The organism is Streptomyces sp. NBC_01477 (assembly GCF_036227245.1).
Taxonomy (GTDB): Bacteria; Actinomycetota; Actinomycetes; order Streptomycetales; family Streptomycetaceae; genus Actinacidiphila.
Map to the genome: position 1 here is coordinate 619,154 of NZ_CP109445.1, position 19,944 is coordinate 639,097.

Sequence of the window (19,944 nt, forward strand, 5' to 3'; positions counted from 1 at the left end):
GGTCGTCGTCACACGACGGTCGTGGTGGGTTGCGCGCGCCGTTCCTCGTGCCCCTGGGGTGGTGCGGTCCGTTCGCACGTGACGGTGGGTGGTGGGTTGCGCGCGCCGTTCCTCGTGCCCCTGGGGTGGTGCGGTCTGTTCGCACGTGACGGTGGGTGGGGGCTGGGCGCGCGGTTCCTCGCGCCCCTGGGGGCACCCTGTGTGGTGTGGGGCGCCCCCCGGGGTGGGGTCAGGCGGGGACGGTCCAGGTGTCGGGGCCGGTGAGGAGGGTGGTGAGGTCGCCTTCGCCGTGCTGGGTGACGGCCTGGTCGAGTTGGTGGGCCATGTCGGTGTCGTAGACGGGGCGTTGGGTGTTGCGGATGATGCCGATGGGGGTGTGGTGGAGGGTGTCGGGGTCGGCGAGGCGGGACAGGGCGAACGCGGTGGCCGGGTTGGGTGCGGTCGCGTCGTGGATCAGGATCTGATCGGTGCCGGTGCCGGTCCGGGTGATGTCGATGACGGTCAGGTCGCCGGTGGCGGGGTCGCGGATGACGCCTTTGGAGCCGAGTCCGTCGGCGGCGGGTGTGCCGAAGCGGATGGGCTGTCCGTGTTCGAGGCGGATGACCGCCTCGGTCGCGGTGGCGTTGTCCTTGAGTGCGTCGAAGGCGCCGTCGTTGAAGATGTTGCAGTTCTGGTAGATCTCGACCAGTGCGGTGCCGGGGTGGTCGGCGGCGGCGCGCAGGACGGACTGCAGGTGCTTGCGGTCGGAGTCGATCGTGCGTGCCACGAAGCCGGCTTCCGCGCCGATGGCCAGCGATACCGGGTTGAACGGTGCTTCGAGTGATCCCATCGGTGTGGACTTCGTGATCTTGCCGGTCTCCGAGGTCGGGGAGTACTGGCCTTTGGTGAGGCCGTAGATGCGGTTGTTGAAGAGCAGGATCTTGAGGTTCACGTTGCGGCGCAGTGCGTGGATGAGGTGGTTCCCGCCGATGGAGAGGGCGTCGCCGTCGCCGGTGACGACCCATACCGACAGGTCGCGGCGGGAGGTGGCGAGGCCGGTGGCGATCGCGGGGGCGCGCCCGTGGATGGAGTGCATGCCGTAGGTGTTCATGTAGTACGGGAAGCGTGAGGAGCAGCCGATGCCGGAGATGAAGACGACGTTCTCGCGGGCCAGGCCGAGTTCGGGCATGAAGGACTGGACGGCGGCCAGGACGGCGTAGTCGCCGCAGCCGGGGCACCAGCGGACTTCCTGGTCGGATTTGAAGTCCTTCATCGACTGCTTCGCGGCGGCTTTGGGGACCAGGGCCAGTGCCTCAGACATCGGTGTTCTCCTCCATGATGACCGCGATGGCCGCCGCGAGCTGCTCGGCCTTGAAGGGCAGGCCTGTGACCTGGGTGTAGGACTGTGCGTCGACCAGGTATTCGGCGCGCAGCAGGTGCGCGAGCTGTCCGAGGTTCATCTCGGGGACGATGACGCGCTCGTAGGAGCGCAGGACCTGGCCGAGGTTGGCGGGGAAGGGGTTGAGGTGGCGCAGGTGGGCCTGGGCGATCCGGCCGCCGGCGGTGCGGATCCGCCGCACGGCCGCGGTGATGGGCCCGTAGGTCGAGCCCCAGCCGACCACCAGGGTGCGTGCGGCGTTGGAGGGGTCGTCGACCTGCACGTCGGGGACGGTGATGTTGTCGATCTTCGCCTGCCGGGTGCGGACCATCAGGTCGTGGTTGGCCGGGTCGTAGGAGATGTTGCCCGTGCCGTCCTGCTTCTCGATCCCCCCGATCCGGTGCTCCAGGCCGGGGGTGCCCGGTACCGCCCAGGGCCGTGCGAGGGTCTGCGGGTCGCGCAGGTAGGGCCAGAACACCTCCGTGCCCTCGGCGGTGGTGTGGTTCGGGCCCGAGGCGAACTCCACCCGCAGATCCGGCAGCTCGGACACGTCGGGGATCCGCCACGGCTCGGAGCCGTTGGCGAGGTACCCGTCGGAGAGGAGGAAGACCGGGGTGCGGTAGGCCACCGCGATCCGGGCGGCCTCCAGGGCGGCGGTGAAGCACTCCGCCGCGGTGGCCGGGGCGATCACCGGCACCGGCGCCTCACCGTTCCTGCCGTACATCGCCTGCAGCAGATCGGCCTGCTCGGTCTTGGTCGGCAGGCCCGTCGACGGCCCGCCCCGCTGGATGTCGACCACCAGCAACGGCAGCTCCAGGCTCACGGCCAGCCCGATCGTCTCGGACTTCAGCGCCACGCCCGGCCCCGATGTCGTCGTCACCGCCAGCGACCCGCCGAACGCGGCACCCAGCGCCGCACCGATCGCCGCGATCTCGTCCTCCGCCTGGAACGTCCGCACCCCGAAATTCTTGTGCCGCGACAGCTCGTGCAGAATGTCCGACGCCGGCGTGATCGGATACGACCCCAGATACAGGGGCAGCCCCGACTGCTTCGCCGCCGCGATCAGCCCGTACGACAGCGCCAGATTCCCCGAGATGTTCCGGTACGTCCCCGCGGGGAACGCCGACGACGCCGGCGCGACCTCGTAGGAGACCGCGAAATCCTCCGTCGTCTCCCCGAAATTCCACCCCGCCCGGAACGCCACCACATTCGCCTCGGCGATATCGGGCCTCTTCGCGAACTTCCGCCGCAAGAACGCCTCGGTACCCTCCGTCGGACGGTGGTACATCCACGACAGCAGCCCCAGAGCGAACATGTTCTTCGCCCGCTCGGCATCCTTCCGCGCCAGACCCGAGTCCTTCAGCGCCTCCACCGTCAGCGTCGTCAGCGGCACCCGGTGCACAGCGAACCCCGCCAGCGACCCGTCCTCCAGCGGACTGACCGCCCACCCCACCTTCCCCATCGCCCGCCGCGTGAACTCATCCGTATTCACAATGATCTCCGCACCCCGCGGCAGATCACCCAGATTCGCCCGCAACGCCGCCGGATTCATCGCGACCAGCACATCCGGCGCATCCCCCGGCGTCAGAATGTCATGATCCGCAAAATGCAACTGGAACGACGACACCCCCGGCAACGTCCCCGCAGGCGCCCGGATCTCCGCCGGAAAATTCGGCAACGTCGACAAATCATTACCGAACGACGCCGTCTCCGACGTAAAACGATCACCCGTAAGCTGCATACCATCACCGGAATCACCAGCGAACCGGATGATCACCCGGTCCATGCGCTGGACCTTCTTGGCGGTCCTGATCTGTTCGTCGGACACGGTGGCGTCCGGCGAGTGCTCCGCCTCTTCGACCTGGCTGGTCACGTTACTGGGCCTCCTGAAGCAGTAGCTGCCCCCGCTGGGCAGCACTGGGTGTACCGGCCGGCCCCGACTGGGGTTCCGGCGCGGGCCGGTACGGATCCTGGCGCCGGACCGCGGTGGGCACCGCGGCCGGCCGGCGTGGCGCGGGGCGGTCGGCTGCCGCCCCGCCGGGTGCGTTCACTGCGGCGGGTTGCCGTGCTTGCGCACCGGGAGATCGGCGTGCTTGGTCCGCAGCATGCGCAGCGAGCGGACCAGGATGTCGCGGGTGTCCACGGGGTCGATGACGTCGTCGACCAGGCCGCGTTCGGCCGCGTAGTAGGGGTGCATGAGTTCGTCCTTGTACTGCTTGACCATCTCCGCACGGGTCTCGTCCGGGTCGTCGGAGTCGGCGATCTGCCGGCGGAAGATGACGTTGGCCGCGCCTTCCGCGCCCATCACCGCGATCTCGTTCGACGGCCAGGCGAACGACAGGTCGGCGCCCACCGAGCGGGAGTCCATGACGATGTACGCGCCCCCGTAGGCCTTGCGGATCACCAGGGAGATGCGCGGGACGGTCGCGTTGCAGTAGGCGTACAGGAGCTTGGCGCCGTGCCTGATGATGCCGCCGTGCTCCTGGCCGACGCCGGGCAGGAAGCCGGGGACGTCGATGAGGGTGAGGATCGGGATGTTGAAGGCGTCGCAGAACTGGACGAAGCGCGCGGCCTTCTCGGAGGCGTGGATGTCCAGGACGCCGGCCATGGACTGCGGCTGGTTGGCCACGATGCCGACGGTGTGGCCGTCGAGGCGGGCCAGGGCGCAGATGATGTTGGTGGCCCAGTGCTCGTGGATCTCCAGGTATTCGCCGTCGTCGACGATCTCCTCGATGACCGCGCGCATGTCGTAGGGCCGCTGGCCCTCGACGGGCACCAGGTCGAGCAGCCGCTCGCAGCGCCGGTCCACCGGGTCGTGGGCGGGTTCCTCCGGGGCCGTCTCGCGGTTGTTCTGCGGCAGCAGCGAGAGCAGGTAGCGGACCTCTTCGAGGCAGGTCTGCTCGTCGTCGTAGGCGAAGTGCGAGACGCCCGACACCCCGGCGTGGACGTCGGCGCCGCCCAGGCCGTTCTGGGTGATCAGCTCACCGGTGACGGCCTGCACCACATCGGGGCCGGTGATGAACATCTGCGAGGTCTCGCGGACCATGAACACGAAGTCGGTGAGCGCCGGCGAGTAGGCGGCGCCGCCCGCGCAGGGGCCGAGCATCACGCTGATCTGCGGGATCACCCCGGAGGCGCGGGTGTTGCGCTGGAAGATGCCGCCGTATCCGGCCAGCGCCGAGACGCCCTCCTGGATCCGCGCGCCGGCCCCGTCGTTGAGCGACACCAGCGGGGCGCCGGCCGAGATGGCCATGTCCATGATCTTGTGGATCTTCGTCGCGTGGGCCTCGCCCAGCGCGCCGCCGAAGATCCGGAAGTCGTGCGCGTAGACGAAGACCGTACGGCCGTGCACCAGGCCCCAGCCGGTGATCACACCGTCGGTGTAGGGCCGTTTGGCCTCCAGCCCGAACCCGGTCGCCCGGTGCCGCCGCAGGGGCTCCACCTCGGTGAAGGTGCCCTCGTCCAGCAGCAGGCCGATCCGCTCACGCGCGGTGAGCTTGCCCTTGGCGTGCTGGGCCTCGGTCGCCTGGGCGCCGGGCCCCTGCTGGGCCAGCTCCTGGACGGCCTGCAGTTCCGCGACCCGGGCGCGCAGGTCCCCGGTGCCCGGTGCTGTCTGCACGATGTCCTCGATGATCGTCATCGTGAATCACTCGCCTCCCCGAGCCGCGTCCTTGTCGGTCCCGTGCTGCTGCACGTCCCTCACCTAGCCTTCCTCGTCAACAGGTCTGCCGGTCGGACACAGCCGCCGGCGCTGTTCGGGAACCCGAAGCCGCCGCGTACCCGCGGCTCCTGGTCGGAGTGGCCGCGGGTGCGCGGCGACGGGTACGCGGCGGGCATCGGGGCGCGCCGGTCGTGCGGCTGCCCGTCGCGGAGCGCGACGGGCAGCACGGCGAGCTGTGTCCGTGGTCCTCGTCCGCACGACAGGCCCTAGACCGACGCCACTTTCTCGGCCTCCTGGCGTCCGGCGCCGGGCGCCGCGGGCACCTCGACAGGAACGCGGTAGATCAGGTTCAGCAGCGGGCCGGTCATCATCGTGGTGACGACGGCCATCACGACCATCAGCGAGTACAGCGGGCCGTCCAGCAGGCCGAGTTGCTTGCCGACGCCGAGGATCACCAGTTCCGTCAGGCCGCGGGTGTTCATCAGCGCGGCAAGTGCGCAGGCCGGCCGGGACGGCAGCCGCAACAGCCGCGCGGTGAGGTAGGTGCCGCCGAACTTGCCGGCGATCGCGACCGCCAGGATGACGCCCAGCTCGCTGGCCTGGGTGCCGCCGAAGTGCCGCAGGTCCACGCCGAGTCCCGCGACCACGAAGTAGACCGGCAGCAGCAGTCCGCTGATCCGGGTGATGTGGTCGGTGATCTCGACGTGGAAGGCCTGCACCGCCTCTCCCTTGGGAGTGACCAGGCCGAAGATGAAGGCGCCGAAGATGAAGTGCAGGCCCATCGCCTCGGTCGCCGCCGCCGACAGCAGGATGCCGACCAGCACCACCAGCACCGCGCTGGGGTTCTGCGGCCGTGTCACGGTGCCGTTGCCGACCAGCCAGCGCAGGAGGGGGCGTATGACGAAGACGATGACGAGCAGGTAGGGGAAGGCGAGGACCAGCCGCCAGTGCTGGCCGCCGTCCGCGGCGACCGCCTGCACCCCGGCGAGTCCGGTCCAGGCCAGCACGTCCACCAGGGCGGCGGCGGCCAGCGCGATACCGCCCAGAGCGGTCCGGGACAGGCCGCGGTCGGCGAGGATCCTGGCCAGCACCGGGAAGGCCGTCACCGAGACCGACAGGCCGATGAAGATGATGAAGGTGCCGTGGCGGTGGTTCGCGTGGTCGTGCAGCAGGTAGTAGGCCAGACCGATGCCGAGCGAGAACGGCACCAGCATCGAGCCGAGCGCGGTGCCGGAGGTCAGCCAGCCGCGCCCGCGCAGATGGCGGGCCTCGATCTCCAGGCCGACGGTGAACATGAACAGCGCGACGCCCACATCGGCCATGCCCGTCAGCAGCGGGCGCACTCCGGTCGGGAACAGCGAGTTGACCGCGCCGCCCAGGATCGTGGGACCGAGCAGGATTCCGCCGACGATCTCACCGATCACGACCGGCTGCCCGAACCGGGCGGCGACCCAGCCGAGCCCGCGGGCCACAAGCATGATCAAGGCGAGGTCGGCAAACAGCAACTGCACCTGATGACTGGACATTGCGTGGCCCTCTCAGTTGCCGCCGAGCATCTGGCTTCACCGCACATCGCCATCGCGGAACAACCTTGCCAGTCATTCCACTCAGCACCGGTTGATTCTGCTGGAGTCGGCTATAGAGCGTCTATATTCCGACTGGAAGGCGCTGACCTGCAGATACGCAGGCGACTAGGGGTTCGCGAGCAGGAGTTGGGGGCCGCGGGCGCGCGGGCGGGGCGACCGACTCGTACCAGTCGGCGCAAAACGCCCCCACAGCACAGAACATGACGGGAACTCGCCGCGAACTCCGGAATGCACCACGCTATTTGCACGCCGCTCATCGGCCCGCAATACGCCGTACACGAGAGTTCACGTCCGCTCGGCCGGCCCGGCGCCCGCTCCCCCGGCGGGCGGTCCCCGCATGCGGAAGTGCCTCTCCGTGCTGGCCAGGACGGCGGCGGCCCAGCGCACTCACGACCCGGCGAATCCCGACCGGGAGACGACTTGGGTCGGATAATATGAACACGTCCCTCTCGTTGTACGTAGCAACTGCATAATGGCGGCGAAACAATCGGGGTGCTCGGTGCAGCCCACGGAGGTGGTAATGCCCAGGCGCTGGCCGTCGGACTGCCCGCGCTGCTGCGGGCGATGACCGACGACACCGGCGCGGACGACGGCTGACCGTGGGCCGGTCAGGTGCCGCGGGTAGGCTGACCGGGTGAAACTGACGCCGACCGAGGACATGGTCCTCGTGTGCAGACACCAGAAGCACGAACGTCTCGAAGCGACCCTGCCCGCTGTCTTCGGTGTCGCCGGGGCAGTCCTGGCGGAGCAGGTGGTCGGCGGGCGGCTCGTCCTGACCGGCGGCCGGCTGGCGCGGGCGGACCGTGGCGGCTTCGGGAGCGCGGCCACCGGTTCCGCGGCCGCCGCCCTGACCCGGACCGAACACAGTGCGGAAGCGGCGCAGATCGCCGCCGCGAACGGCTGACCTGCGCCCCGGGCCGGGCCCGCGCGGGGGTGCGGTCAGCCGCAGCCGACCTGCGGGTCGGTCGTCTCCGCCTTGGCGGCGGTGAGCGGTACGCCCCGCAGGAGCTGGACCATCACCGTCAGGACGCCCGCCGTGACGCACTGGTCGCTGAGGTTGAAGATGCCCGAGTGGCCGATCTGGATGAAGTCCAGGACGGCGCCGCGGCCGAAGCCCGGGGTGCGGAAGATGCGGTCGGAGAGGTTGCCGCCCGCGCCCGCGAAGATCAGGCCGAGGCCGACGGCCCAGCCGGTGGACCGCACCGAGGGCGCCGTGCGGATGATGAAGCCGAGCACGCCGATCGCCAGCACGGTGAAGACCAGCGTCGCGCGCGGCGCGAAGGAGCCGGCGGCCCCCGAATTGCGGTAGGCGGTGAAGGTGACGAGGCCGCCGAGCGCGTGGCTCGGCTGGTGGCCCTCGACCACGACCGCCGCGATCGCCTTGGTGACCTGGTCGAGGGCGAGTCCCGCCGCCGCCGTGATCCACAGCGCGCGCTGCACCGCTCCCCTGCCCGGCATCGGCCGCCTCCTGCGTGTCCATGACCGTACGGCGGCGGAACCGCCGTCCCGTCGAGCGTACGCCCGGCCACCGACGTCCCCCATCGTGGCAAATTACCCTATATCCCCCCGAACGGCCCTGATGCCGCGGGCGGCGGGCGGGAAGGCTGGTGCGGACGACACCGTCTCCACCTGGAGGTCCCCCATGCCCGACGCGTCCACCAGCCGCCCGCCCGCGGCCCTGTCCGAGGACGAGCTGCGGGCGCTCGACGCCCATTGGCGGGCCGCGAACTATCTCGCGGTGGGCCAGATCTACCTGATGGCCAACCCGCTGCTGACCGAGCCGCTGCGCCCCGAGCACATCAAACCCCGGCTGCTCGGCCACTGGGGCACCTCACCGGGCCTGAACCTCGTGCACACCCATCTCAACCGGGTGGTCAAGGCCCGCGACCTGGACGCGATCTGCGTCTGGGGACCCGGACACGGCGGCCCCGCCGTCCTGGCGAACTCCTGGCTGGAGGGCAGCTACACCGAGACGTATCCGGACGTCAGCCGGGACGCCGAGGGCATGGGCCGGCTGTTCAAGCAGTTCTCCTTCCCCGGCGGCGTCCCCTCCCACGTCGCCCCGGAGACACCCGGCTCGATCCACGAGGGCGGCGAACTGGGCTACGCCCTCTCCCACGCCTACGGCGCCGCCCTCGACAACCCCGGCCTGCTCGTCACCTGCGTCATCGGCGACGGCGAAGCCGAGACCGGACCACTCGCCACGTCCTGGCACTCCAACAAATTCCTCGACCCCGTCCACGACGGCGCCGTCCTGCCCGTCCTCCACCTCAACGGCTACAAGATCGCCAACCCCACCGTCCTGGCCCGCCTCCCCCAAACCGAACTCGACCAACTCCTCCACGGCTACGGCCACGACCCCATCCACGTCACCGGCCACGACCCCGCCACCGTCCACCAGGCCATGGCCCACGCCATGGACACCGCCCTCGACCGCATCACCGCCCTCCAGAAAGCCGCCCGCGAGCAGGGCGCAGCCGAACGGCCCCGCTGGCCCATGATCGTGCTGCGCACCCCCAAAGGCTGGACCGGACCCGCCGAAGTCGACGGCCTCCCCGTCGAAGGCACCTGGCGCGCCCACCAGGTGCCACTGTCCGAAGTCCGCAACAACCCGGACCATCTGCGCCAACTGGAGGAGTGGCTGCACTCCTACCGGCCCGCCGAGCTCTTCGACGAGTCAGGACGCCCGCGCCCGCACGTGCTGGCGTGCGTACCGGCCGGCGAACGCCGGGTGGGCGCCAACCCGCACGCCAACGGCGGTCTGCTGCTGCGCGACCTGCCGATTCCGGCTCTGGAGCGCTTCGCCGTCCCCGTCGACAAGCCCGGCACCACCCTGCACGAGCCCACCCGCGTCCTCGGCGACCTGCTCGAACAGGTCATGGCCGACACCGCGGACCGCCGCGACTTCCGCCTGGTCGGCCCCGACGAGACCGCCTCCAACCGCCTCCAGGCCGTCTACGGGGCGACCGGCAAAGCCTGGCAGGCGCAGACCCTGCCGGTGGACGAGAACCTGGACCGGCACGGCCGGGTGATGGAGATCCTCTCCGAACACACCTGCCAGGGCTGGCTGGAGGGCTACCTCCTCACCGGCAGGCACGGCCTGTTCTCCTGCTACGAGGCCTTCGTCCACATCATCGACTCCATGGTCAACCAGCACATCAAATGGCTGCGCACCACCCGCAGGATTCCCTGGCGCCGCCCCATCGCGTCGCTCAACTACCTGCTCACCTCGCACGTCTGGCGCCAGGACCACAACGGCTTCTCCCACCAGGACCCCGGCTTCATCGACCACGTCCTCAACAAGGCCCCCGAAGTCGTCCGGGTCTACCTCCCGCCGGACACCAACACCCTGCTCTCCGTCGCCGACCACATCCTGGCCTCGCGGGACTACGTCAACGTCGTCGTCGCCGGCAAGCAGCCCAGCTTCGACTGGCTGTCCATGGACGCCGCCCGCGCCCACTGCGCCCGCGGCGCCGGGCTGTGGGAGTGGGCCGGCACCGAGGACGTCCGGCGCGGCCCCGATGTCGTGCTGGCCTGCGCGGGCGACGTCCCCACCCTCGAAGTGCTCGCGGCGGCGCAGCTCCTGCGCCACCACCTGCCCCAACTCGGCGTACGGGTCGTCAACGTGGTCGACCTGGCCCGCCTGCTGCCCAAGGAGGAACACCCGCACGGCATGGCCGACGCCGAATACGACGCGCTGTTCACCCCCGACAAGCCGGTCATCTTCGCCTACCACGGCTACCCCTGGCTCATCCACCGGCTCGCCTACCGCCGTGCCGGCCACGCCAACCTGCATGTGCGGGGATACAAGGAGATCGGCACCACCACCACGCCCTTCGACATGGTTCTGCGCAACGACCTGGACCGCTACCGCCTCGTCATGGACGTCATCGACCGCGTCCCCGGCCTGCCCGTCATGGCGGCAGCGGTGCGCCAGCGCATGGAGGAGGTCCGGCTCCGGCACCACGCCTGGATCCGCGAGCACGGCACCGACCTGCCCGAGGTCGCCGACTGGACCTGGCAGGACTGAGCGAGCCCGCGCCGCGCCCCGCCCCGGTCCGGTCCGGTCCGGTCCGGGAGGCGTACCCGGGCGGTGGGCGTACCGGCGTGACGCGTCCCGGGCGCCGGGGCGCAGGAGCGGGCGGCGGGGCGCAGGAGCGGGCGGCGGGGCGCAGGAGCGGGCGCCGGTCAGCCGGGCAGGTCGGCGCGCGGGGCGTCGGCGGCGACCTCGGCGAGCAGCGCGAGCGCCGCGGCGAGCCCGCCGCGGTCGCCGTGCCCGCCGGCGCTCTCACCGAGCGCGGCGAGCACCCGGGCGTGGTCCTCGGCCACCCGGTGGGCCGCGCGCTGGTGCAGGATCCGGCCGCGGGCGGCCAGGTGCAGCAGCACCCGCCGCCGGTCACCGGGGTCGGGCCTGCGGTAGACCAGGTTGTCGGCGACCATCCGGTCCACCAGCTTGGTCAGGCTGGGCGCGGGCATCAGCGCGTAGTCGGCGATCTCCGTCATGGGGAGTCCGCCGCCGTCCGCCACCGCGCTCAGCACCCGCCACTGCTCGACCGAGCAGTCCTCGGCCGCGAGCAGCTCCGACAGCCGCGCCACCATGAGGCGTTCTGCGCGGCTCAGGACGAGCGCGAGGTCCTGCCCTGGCTGCCGTGCCGGATCCGATGGCATGTTTGCCGGTGTCCTTTCCCAGGTCTACTGTTCGGCCACATTAGAGGTCTCTGCGAGGGCGCCGGGACCGGGTCACCGCTCCTCGTGCCCGCACGGCCCTCCGGAGGTGCCGCATGCTCCCGGAACCGCCGGACTTTCCACCGCCGCACCGCCGCCGCCCTCCCGCGGGCGGCCCGGACGCGCCGCTCACCGTGGCGCTCGTCGTCCCGCTGCACGGCCCCGGCGGCATCCTCGGCCCGTCCTGCGAACTGGCCGCGCAACTCGCCGCGGAGGAGCTGAACGCCGTCGGCGGGGTCGCGGGCCGGCCGGTGCGGCTGGTCCCGGTGGACGGCGCGGGGCCGCCGCACCGGGTGGCCGCGGAGGTCGAGGCGCTGGTGCGGCTCGGCGCGGTGGACGCGGTGGTCGGCTGGCACATCTCGGCGGTGCGCAGAGCGCTCGCGCCCCGTATCGCGCACTTGGTGCCGTACGTCTACACCGCGCAGTACGAGGGCGGCGAGCGCACCCCGGGGGTCTTCCTCACCGGGGAGACCGACCGGCGCCATCTGCTGCCCGCCATGCGGCTGCTGGCCGAGGCGACGGGCGTACGGCGCTGGTTCACGGTCGGCAACGACTACGTGTGGCCGCGTGTCACCGCGGGCGCGGCCCGCCGGCACGCGCGGGCCTGCGGCGGGCGGACGGTGGGCGAGGCCCTGCTGCCGCTGGGCAGCGCCGACTTCGGTCCCGTGCTGCGGGGGATCGAGCGGGCCGAGGCCGACGCGGTGCTGATGCTGCTGGTCGGCGCGGACGCGGTGCGCTTCAACCGGGCCTTCGCCGCGTACGGCCTGCCGGCCCGCTGCCAGCGGCTGAGCACCCATATGGACGAGAACATGCTGCTGGCCAGCGGCGCCGACGGCACCGCCGGACTGTGGGCGGCGGCCGGCTACTTCGAGACGCTGGCCACCGCGGAGAGCCTGGACTTCAGCCGGCGCTTCGCCCGCCGCTTCGGAGTGGACGCGCCGGTCGTGGGGAGCCTGGGCGAGTCCTGCTTCGAGGGGCTGCGGCTGCTCGGCGCGCTGGCCGAGCGGGCGGGCTCGCTCGACGTACGCGCCATGCACGCGGTGCGCGACTCGGTCGGCTACGAGGGTCCGCGCGGCGCCCTGCGGCTGCGCGGCAACCATCTCGACCAGCGGGTGTACCTGGCCAGGGCGGACATCTTCGACTTCGCGGTCGTCGCGCAACTGTGAACTCCCTTCCGGGGGTTGGCCGACCGGGCGGGGCAACGGCCGTGCGCCGCACGGGCATTGACAGTACCTTCCCCAGGAAATACTTTCTAGGGGAAGCATCTGCCCCCAGGGGGGCCTGCCCGCACCGGCATCCCGGCCGTACACCGGCGCCGCCGCACGCGCATTCCGGGCGTGCCGTATTCCGGCGCCGCATCGCGGGTGTGCCGTGAATTCAGCCGAGCGGATTACCGCGCTTTCCCTGCGCCGCCTTTCCTTTTGTCTACGCGCGTCGCCCGCACCCGAATAGACGCGCCGCGCTTTTAAAGCGCCCGACATCACCGAGAAACACACCGGCGGGACTCTTCCAACGCCGCCCAGGACATGTCCCTGGCAGCGGAACGCACCCTGCGGACGGAAGAGGGAGTTCTCGTGACGGACACGGTCGACACACCCGCGCCTCCCGACGGCGCCACCGGTACGACGACCCGCCGCTACAACGGCTGGACGAAGAACACCACGCTGGAGGACTACTCGCTGCGCTACGCGCCCAAGTCCTTCCGCCGCTGGACGCCCTACGTGGTGGCCACCACCGCACTCGGCGGAATCGCCTACCTCGCCGACTTCGCGATCGGCGGCTCCATCGCGATCTCCCACGGATTCAGCAGCGCACTGATCGCGATTCTGGCCGCCGCGGTCACCATCTTCCTCACCGGAATTCCGATCTCGTACTACTCGGCGAAATACTCCATCGACATGGACCTGCTGACCAGGGGCGCCGGTTTCGGTTATCTCGGGTCCACCCTCACGTCCATCATCTACGCCAGCTTCACCTTCATCTTCTTCGCCCTCGAAGGCTCGATCATGGCCCAGGCACTCGATCTGGGCCTGCACATCCCGCTCGCGGTGGGCTATCTGATCTGCGCGCTGATCATCCTGCCGCTGGTCTTCTACGGGATGACCGCGCTGTCGACGATGCAGGTGTGGACCCAGCCGGTCTGGCTGGTCCTGATGGTGGCGCCCTTCGTGTCGATCGCGATCCAGGACCCGCACGCCTTCTCGCGGTTCACGCACTTCGCGGGCAACTCGCCGACCGGTTCCTCGGTCAGCCTGCTCGGGGTGGGCGCCGGCGCCGGTGTGGCGCTGTCGCTGATCGCGCAGATCGGCGAGCAGGTGGACTACCTGCGCTTCATGCCGGACAAGACCCCGGAGAACAGCCGCAGATGGTGGAGCGCGGTGCTCGCGGCCGGTCCCGGCTGGGTGGTGCTCGGCGCGGCCAAGCAGATCGGCGGCGCCTTCCTGGCCTTCTACATCGCCGGGCACATCGGCCTGGCCAAGGCCAACGAGCCGATCCAGCAGTACGTCTCCGGTATCCACACCTTCGCCGCGCCGGTCGCGCTCGGCCTGGCGACCTTCTTCGTGATCCTCTCGCAGATCAAGATCAACACGACCAACGCCTACTCGGGTTCGCTGTCCTGGTCGAACTTCTTCTCCCGGCTGACCCACCGGCACCCCGGCCGGGTCGTCTACATCTTCCTCAACGTCGGTATCGCGCTGGCCCTGATGGAGGGCGGCGTCTTCGGCTTCCTCAACACCGTGCTCGGCTTCTACTCCAATGTCGCCATCGCCTGGATCGGCGCGGTCGTCGCCGACCTGGTGATCAACAAGCCGCTGAAGCTCAGCCCGTCCTACATCGAGTTCAAGCGGGCGCACCTGTACAACTTCAACCCGGTGGGCTTCGGTTCGATGCTGGTGGCGTCCGCGGTGTCCATCGCCGCGTACTTCCACGCCTTCGGCGCCTACGGCAAGGCGTTCTCGCCGTTCATCGCGCTGGTCGTGGCGATGGTGCTGTCGCCGCTGCTCGCGGTGGCCACCAAGGGCCGCTACTACATCGCGCGGACCGACGACCAGTCCGAGCCGCTGTTCCGGGAGGACGGCCTGCTGTCGGCGGCGACCATGACCTGCGTGGTCTGCGCCGAGGACTTCGAGCGTCCCGACATCGCGGGCTGCCCCTTCCACAGCGGTGCGATCTGCTCGCTGTGCTGCAGCCTGGACAAGGACTGCCACGACGCCTGCAAGCCCGCCGCACGCGGGGCCGGCGGCCCGGTCGACCTCGGGATGCCGACGACCGCCGCCGGGTGACGCCCCGGCGCAGCAACGGCGAAGTGCCGGCCCGCGGACAGTCCGCGGGTCGGCACTTTCGTTGCGTCACGGGTCTTTACGCCGTCGCCATGCATGGTCTAGAACGACAGTCATCCGATGTTACGTCAGTCCGGCGCCCCGTTTCCGCACGCCGCAGAGGAGCCATGCAGGGAAGCAGGCGCATTCATCGGACTACTGCGTCAACGCCGTTGACTGAGAGCCGTATCGCCCTGGAGGGCATCGTGCAGAAATTCCCCCGCCGTATCCGGCGGGTTCCGTACAGACGGGCCGTCGCGCTCTGCTCGGCGGTGCTCACCGCCCTCGCGGGCGCCGCCGTGGCCGACGCGGGCACGGCTGCCGCGGCCGCGGGACCGACCACCGCCTGGCAGCGCGGAGACTTCAAGCTCGACCCAACAGGGGTCGTCAGCCGCTCCGACCTCGTGCTCGGCTCGCCCAACACCGACCCCATCGCCTCCATGCCGCTGGGCAACGGATCGCTCGGCGTGTCGGCCTGGGCGGCCGGCGGCTTCACCGCCCAGCTCAACCGCTCCGACACCATGCCCGACCGCAAGTCGCCGGGCCAGCTCAACATTCCCGGCCTGTCGGTCATCTCGCACGCCGCCGACTTCAAGGGACAGCTCGACCTCACCAACGGTGTGCTGCGCGAGTCCGGCGGCGGCATGTCGATGAAGGCCTGGGTCGCGGCCGGCAAGGACGAGCTGATCGTCGACGTCTCGGGCGCCGACCCCGGGGTGCCCCAGACCGCCACCATCAACCTGTGGTCGCCCCGCAAGCCCGCCGCCGCCGTGTCCGGCACCGTCGGCACCCTCGCCGAGACCTGGGCCGACGGCGGCCCGCCGATCGGCAGCGGGCGGACCTTCGGCTCGCTCGCCGCCATCACCGCGGGCGGGCGCCGGGTGAGCACCACCGTCACGAGCCCGACCCAGGTCCAGGTCGGCTTCACCCCGCACGCCGACGGCACCTTCCGGGTCGTCGTCGCCTCCCCCGGCTGGACCGGCGGCAACGCCGCCAGGACCGCCGCCAAGGTGATCGGCCAGGACGCGGCAGTGCCCGTGCGGAGCCTGCTGTCCGCGCAGGACCGCTGGTGGGACGGCTTCTGGTCGCATTCGGGCCTGATCGCGATGAGTTCGGCGGACGGCAGCGCCGAATACATCGAGAATCTGCGCACGCTGTACCTCTACGAAGAGGCGGCGTCCATGAAGAAGGGCATCTACCCGGGCAGCCAGGCCGGCGAGGCCGACATGTTCGCCTGGAACAAGGACACCCAGACGTGGACGCCGTCCGCGTACTGGCTGTGGAATCTGCGCACCCAGATCGCGGCGAACATGAGCTCGGGCAACTACCGGCTCAACACGCCGATCTTCGACATGTACGCCGACGACCTGCCCGCGATCGAGGCGTGGACGAAGCAGCAGATGGGCGGGCGCCCCGGCTCCTGCGTGTCGGAGACCATGCGCTTCAACGGCAACGGCATCTCCCCCGGCGTCGGTGAGAACGGCTCGTGCAGCGAGCCCGGCAGCCCCAACTGGAACGCCCTGGACATCTCCTCGGGACCGGAGGTCGCCCTCTACATGTGGCAGCAGTACCAGGCCACCGGCGACAAGGCCGCGCTCAAGCGGTACTGGCCCTTCATCAAGTCGGTCACCGAATTCCAGCTCGCGTACCAGACCACCGGCGCCGACGGGCTGCTGCACGCCAACGCCAACGCGCACGAGACCCAGTGGGCGGTCCAGGACCCGACCACCGACATCGCGCTGGACCGCGCGGTCTTCCCGGTGATCGGGCAGATCGCCCACCTGCTCGGCACCGACCGCGGCGCCGACAAGAGCCTGGTGACCAGGGTCGCCGCCGCCGCGAAGAAGATCCCGCCCTACCCGCGGACCGACCAGGCCACCCGCAGCCTGCTGCTCAACCCCGGCTACACCGAAACCGAGACAGCCGCGGCGGACGCCACCGGCACGGACATGATCGCGATCTCCTACCAGCCGGCCGCCGAGCGCAGGAACGGCGAGAACATCGAACTGGAGCCGCTGTGGCCCTGGAACACCATCAGTGACCAGGACGCCGGCCTCTTCTCGCTGGCGCAGCGCAGCTACACCCACCGGCCCAACAAGGGCGGCAACGACTGGTCGATGGACGCCATCGACGCGGCCCGGCTGCAGAATCCCGCCGAGGTCCGCAGCAACCTGATCTCCCTGACCGAGGGACACCAGGTCTACCCCAACGGCTTCGCCGACCTCGGCAATTCGGTCGGCTACCAGCCCTACATCGAGCAGGAGTCCGGCGCCGCGACCGCGGTCAGCGAGGCACTCGCGCAGGACTACGACGGCATCATCCGCTTCGCGCCGGCCTGGCCGGCCGAATGGGACGGTGCGGGCAGCGTGTACATCCAGGGCGGCAGCAAGGTCGACGTCCAGGTGCAGGGCGGCCGGCTGGTCACCGCGGCGATCGAGGCCGGCACCTCGGGCACGCTGCGGGTGAAGAACCCGTGGCCCGGTCAGCGCACCGAGGTCGTGGACGGCAGGACCGGCCGCGTCGTCGTCAGGGGCGGCACCGCCGGCCTGCTGAACGTGCCCGTCAGGGCCGGCTCGTCCTACCTGGTGCAGCAGGTCGCCGCGCCCACCGCCGGCCTGCACTTCGCGCGGGTCACCGGCAGCGCGCCGACCGCCGCCCGGCACCTGGGCGGCGTACAGCTCGGCCTCGACGCGACCGCGCGGTCCGGCAGCGCCACCGTCGGCACCGTGCTCGGCGGCGTCAACCAGACCTACGGCCTCGCCCAGACCGACTACGCGGGCTCCGCCGGCGCCGTCACCACGGCCGGCGACGTGGCCGGGCTGACCGCCCGCACCACGGGCAGCTCCCCGGGCGGCAGCGACATGTACTTCGACATCGGCGACGACGTGGCCGCGACCGGGTCCTACGGCGCCAAGGTGGCGGTGTCGTACTTCGACCAGGGCACCGGCTCGCTGTCGGTGCAGTACGACGCGGGCGCCAAGGACCGCTACCGCCAGGCGGGCAGCATCGCGCTGACCGGCAGCAGGACCTGGAAGACCGCCGAGGTGACGCTCAGCGGCGCCTGGTTCGGCGGTCTGCAGAACGCGGGCGCCGACCTGCGGCTGCACTCGGCCTCCGGGCCGGTCACCGTGCACAGCGTGGGCCTGACGGTGACCGGCGCCTGGGTGCCCGACCGGCACGCCTTCCCGCCGGCCCCGGTGATCACCACTCCGCGCGGCGGCGCCACCGTCAAGCTCGCCTCCGCCGTGTCCGGTACGGCGGTCCCCGACGGCACGGTGACCGTGCGCGAGGCGTCCGGGGTGCTGTGCACCGCCACCGCTGACGACAGCGGCGCCTGGAGCTGCGCTCCCGACGGCGGCTTCACGCCGGGGCGGCAGACCGCCACCGCGACGGTCGCCGACCGGAGCGGCATGGTCGGCGACGCCTCGGCCGGGGTCGCCTTCGACGCCTCCGACCTGCCGCCCGGCACCGCCGTGGTCGGCTCGGTCGTCGGCGCCACCGACCACGCGTACGGGATGAGCGAGGACGAGCGGCCCTCGGGCGGCTTCGACGGCCCGACGACCGCCTCGGTCATCGACGGCCTGTCGGCGCGTACCAGCACCCAGAGCAACATCTACTTCGACATCGACGACTCGGTCGCGCACGCCGGCGCCTACGCGGCGACCTTCACCGTCTCCTACTACGACCAGGGCACGGGCTCCTTCTCCGTGCAGTACGACAACGGCGGCTCCGACCCGTACAAGTCGACCGCCGGGATCACGCTCACCGGCACCAACACCTGGAAGACCGCGACCGTGAGCGCCACCGACGCCTACTTCGGCGGCCAGCAGCACTCGGCGGCCGACTTCCGGCTGCGCAACGGCGGCGGCCAGGTGACGGTGCACAGCGTCGCGGTGAGGATCAGCGGTGACGGCGTCCCGAACGTCACCGACTTCGCGCCGCCGGTGGCGATCACCTCGCCCGCGACGGGCGACATTGTCGGCGCCGCTCCGGCCGTCTCCGGCACCGCGGAGCCCGGCGCGAAGGTGACCGTGACGTCCGACGGCGCGCCGCTGTGCACGGCCGCCGTTTCCGACAGCGGCGGCTGGACCTGCACCGGGTCCGGCGCCCTCGCCGCCGGGCCGCACACGATCGAGGCCACCGCGGACGACCCGACCGGCACCCCCGCACTGCCGGCCACGGTGGCGGTGACCACGGCGTAACACCGGCGCGCACGGGAGCGGTCCGGCCGAACAGCCGGGCCGCTCCCGTGCGTTGGGCCGGGGGGACCTACGCGAAGCCGGCGATGCCGCGCGGGGTGTAGTGCTCCTCCAGGCGCTTGCACTCGTCGTCGCTCAACCGCAGGCCGACCGACGCGACGGCGTCGTCCAGGTGCTGCGGCTTGGTCGCGCCGACGATCGGCGCGCTCACGGACGGCTGGCGCAGCAGCCAGGCCAGCGCGACCTGGGCGCGGGTGACACCGCGCTCCTCGGCGATCACCGCGACGGCGTCCACGATGTGCCGGTCGGTGTCCTGGTAGAGGGTCTTGCCGAACTCGTCGGTCTCGCTGCGTGCGCTGGTGGTGTCCCAGGCCCGGGTGAGCCGGCCGCGGGCCAGCGGGCTCCACGGGATGACCCCGACCCCCTGGTCGGCGCACAGCGGCAGCATCTCCCGCTCCTCCTCGCGGTAGAGCAGGTTGTAGTGGTTCTGCATGCTGATGAAGCGGGTCCAGCCATGCCGCTCGGCGACGTACTGCGCCTTGGAGAACTGCCACGCGTACATCGAACTCGCCCCGATGTAGCGGGCCTTGCCGGCCTTCACCACGTCGTGCAGGGCCTCCATGGTCTCCTCGACCGGGGTCGTCGGGTCCCAGCGGTGGATCTGGTAGAGGTCGACGTAGTCGGTGCCCAGCCGGCGCAGGCTGTGGTCGATCTCGGTCATGATGGCCTTGCGGGACAGCCCGCCGCCGTTGGCGCCCTGCCGCATCCGGCCGTGCACCTTGGTGGCCAGCACGATCTCGTCGCGGCGGGCGAAGTCGGCCAGCGCCCGGCCGACGATCTCCTCGCTGGTGCCGTCGGAGTAGACGTTCGCGGTGTCGAAGAAGTTGATGCCGGCCTCGACAGCCTGCCGTACGAAGGGCCGGCTCGCCTCCTCGTCCAGCGTCCAGCTGTGGTTGCCGCGGTCTGAGACGCCGTAGCTCATGCAGCCGAGGCAGATGCGGGAGACGTCGAGACCGGTCGTACCGAGTTTCAGGTAGTCCATGACTGTTCAGCCTACGTCCGCGCCCCGCGGCCCCCGGGTGCCGCGCGACCGGGG

The 19,944-nt window shown here is 71.0% G+C and carries 12 protein-coding genes; 5 read left to right on the top strand and 7 right to left on the bottom strand.

Annotated features, from left to right (window positions below; genetic code table 11):
- Window positions 1-229: 229 nt before the first annotated feature.
- The 4 genes from OHA86_RS02500 to OHA86_RS02515 form a co-directional block, all read right to left on the bottom strand.
- Window positions 230-1,300, bottom strand: a complete 1,071-nt coding sequence (locus tag OHA86_RS02500; protein WP_329172053.1) for a 2-oxoacid:ferredoxin oxidoreductase subunit beta — start codon at window positions 1,298-1,300, stop codon at window positions 230-232.
- Window positions 1,293-3,185: a 2-oxoacid:acceptor oxidoreductase subunit alpha gene (locus OHA86_RS02505; protein WP_329182184.1), complete on the bottom strand. Its 1,893-nt coding sequence runs from the start codon at window positions 3,183-3,185 to the stop codon at window positions 1,293-1,295. The genes OHA86_RS02500 and OHA86_RS02505 overlap by 8 nt, the downstream gene beginning before the upstream one ends.
- Window positions 3,186-3,404: 219 nt before the next feature.
- Window positions 3,405-4,997, bottom strand: coding sequence for an acyl-CoA carboxylase subunit beta (locus tag OHA86_RS02510; protein WP_329172055.1), 1,593 nt, complete (start codon window positions 4,995-4,997; stop codon window positions 3,405-3,407).
- Window positions 4,998-5,284: 287 nt separating this feature from the next.
- On the bottom strand, window positions 5,285-6,544 hold the full coding sequence (locus OHA86_RS02515) for a cation:proton antiporter domain-containing protein (RefSeq protein ID WP_329172056.1): 1,260 nt from the start codon (window positions 6,542-6,544) through the stop codon (window positions 5,285-5,287).
- A 694-nt stretch (window positions 6,545-7,238) separates the two neighbouring features.
- On the opposite strand from OHA86_RS02515, the gene OHA86_RS02520 reads away from it, so the two are divergent.
- Window positions 7,239-7,508 (top strand): hypothetical protein, encoded by a 270-nt coding sequence (locus tag OHA86_RS02520; protein ID WP_329172057.1) that lies wholly within the window; start codon window positions 7,239-7,241, stop codon window positions 7,506-7,508.
- Window positions 7,509-7,543: 35 nt separating this feature from the next.
- Here OHA86_RS02520 and OHA86_RS02525 read toward each other — a convergent pair whose 3' ends face one another.
- On the bottom strand, window positions 7,544-8,062 hold the full coding sequence (locus OHA86_RS02525) for a signal peptidase II (RefSeq protein WP_329172059.1): 519 nt from the start codon (window positions 8,060-8,062) through the stop codon (window positions 7,544-7,546).
- A 184-nt stretch (window positions 8,063-8,246) separates the two neighbouring features.
- Between OHA86_RS02525 and OHA86_RS02530 the strand changes: the two genes are divergently transcribed.
- On the top strand, window positions 8,247-10,634 hold the full coding sequence (locus OHA86_RS02530; protein ID WP_329172061.1) for a phosphoketolase family protein: 2,388 nt from the start codon (window positions 8,247-8,249) through the stop codon (window positions 10,632-10,634).
- A 158-nt stretch (window positions 10,635-10,792) separates the two neighbouring features.
- Here OHA86_RS02530 and OHA86_RS02535 read toward each other — a convergent pair whose 3' ends face one another.
- A complete protein-coding gene (locus tag OHA86_RS02535; protein WP_329172063.1) occupies window positions 10,793-11,272 on the bottom strand; it encodes a MarR family winged helix-turn-helix transcriptional regulator in 480 nt (159 codons plus the stop codon).
- Between the two features lie 113 nt (window positions 11,273-11,385).
- Here OHA86_RS02535 and OHA86_RS02540 point away from each other — a divergent pair, with 113 nt between their 5' ends.
- From OHA86_RS02540 to OHA86_RS02550, 3 genes are all read left to right on the top strand, one after another.
- Entirely contained in the window at window positions 11,386-12,495 is a 1,110-nt protein-coding gene (locus OHA86_RS02540; RefSeq protein ID WP_329172065.1) for a substrate-binding domain-containing protein, read from the top strand.
- Between the two features lie 408 nt (window positions 12,496-12,903).
- The gene (locus OHA86_RS02545; RefSeq protein ID WP_329172067.1) at window positions 12,904-14,613 is read left to right on the top strand and encodes a purine-cytosine permease family protein; all 1,710 of its coding nucleotides are present in this window, start codon (window positions 12,904-12,906) and stop codon (window positions 14,611-14,613) included.
- A 209-nt stretch (window positions 14,614-14,822) separates the two neighbouring features.
- On the top strand, window positions 14,823-18,851 hold the full coding sequence (locus OHA86_RS02550) for an Ig-like domain-containing protein (RefSeq protein WP_329172069.1): 4,029 nt from the start codon (window positions 14,823-14,825) through the stop codon (window positions 18,849-18,851).
- 67 nt (window positions 18,852-18,918) lie between these two features.
- Here the strand turns inward: OHA86_RS02550 and OHA86_RS02555 are convergent, their stop codons facing one another.
- Window positions 18,919-19,890, bottom strand: a complete 972-nt coding sequence (locus OHA86_RS02555) for an aldo/keto reductase (protein WP_329172070.1) — start codon at window positions 19,888-19,890, stop codon at window positions 18,919-18,921.
- Between the last annotated feature and the right edge of the window lie 54 nt (window positions 19,891-19,944).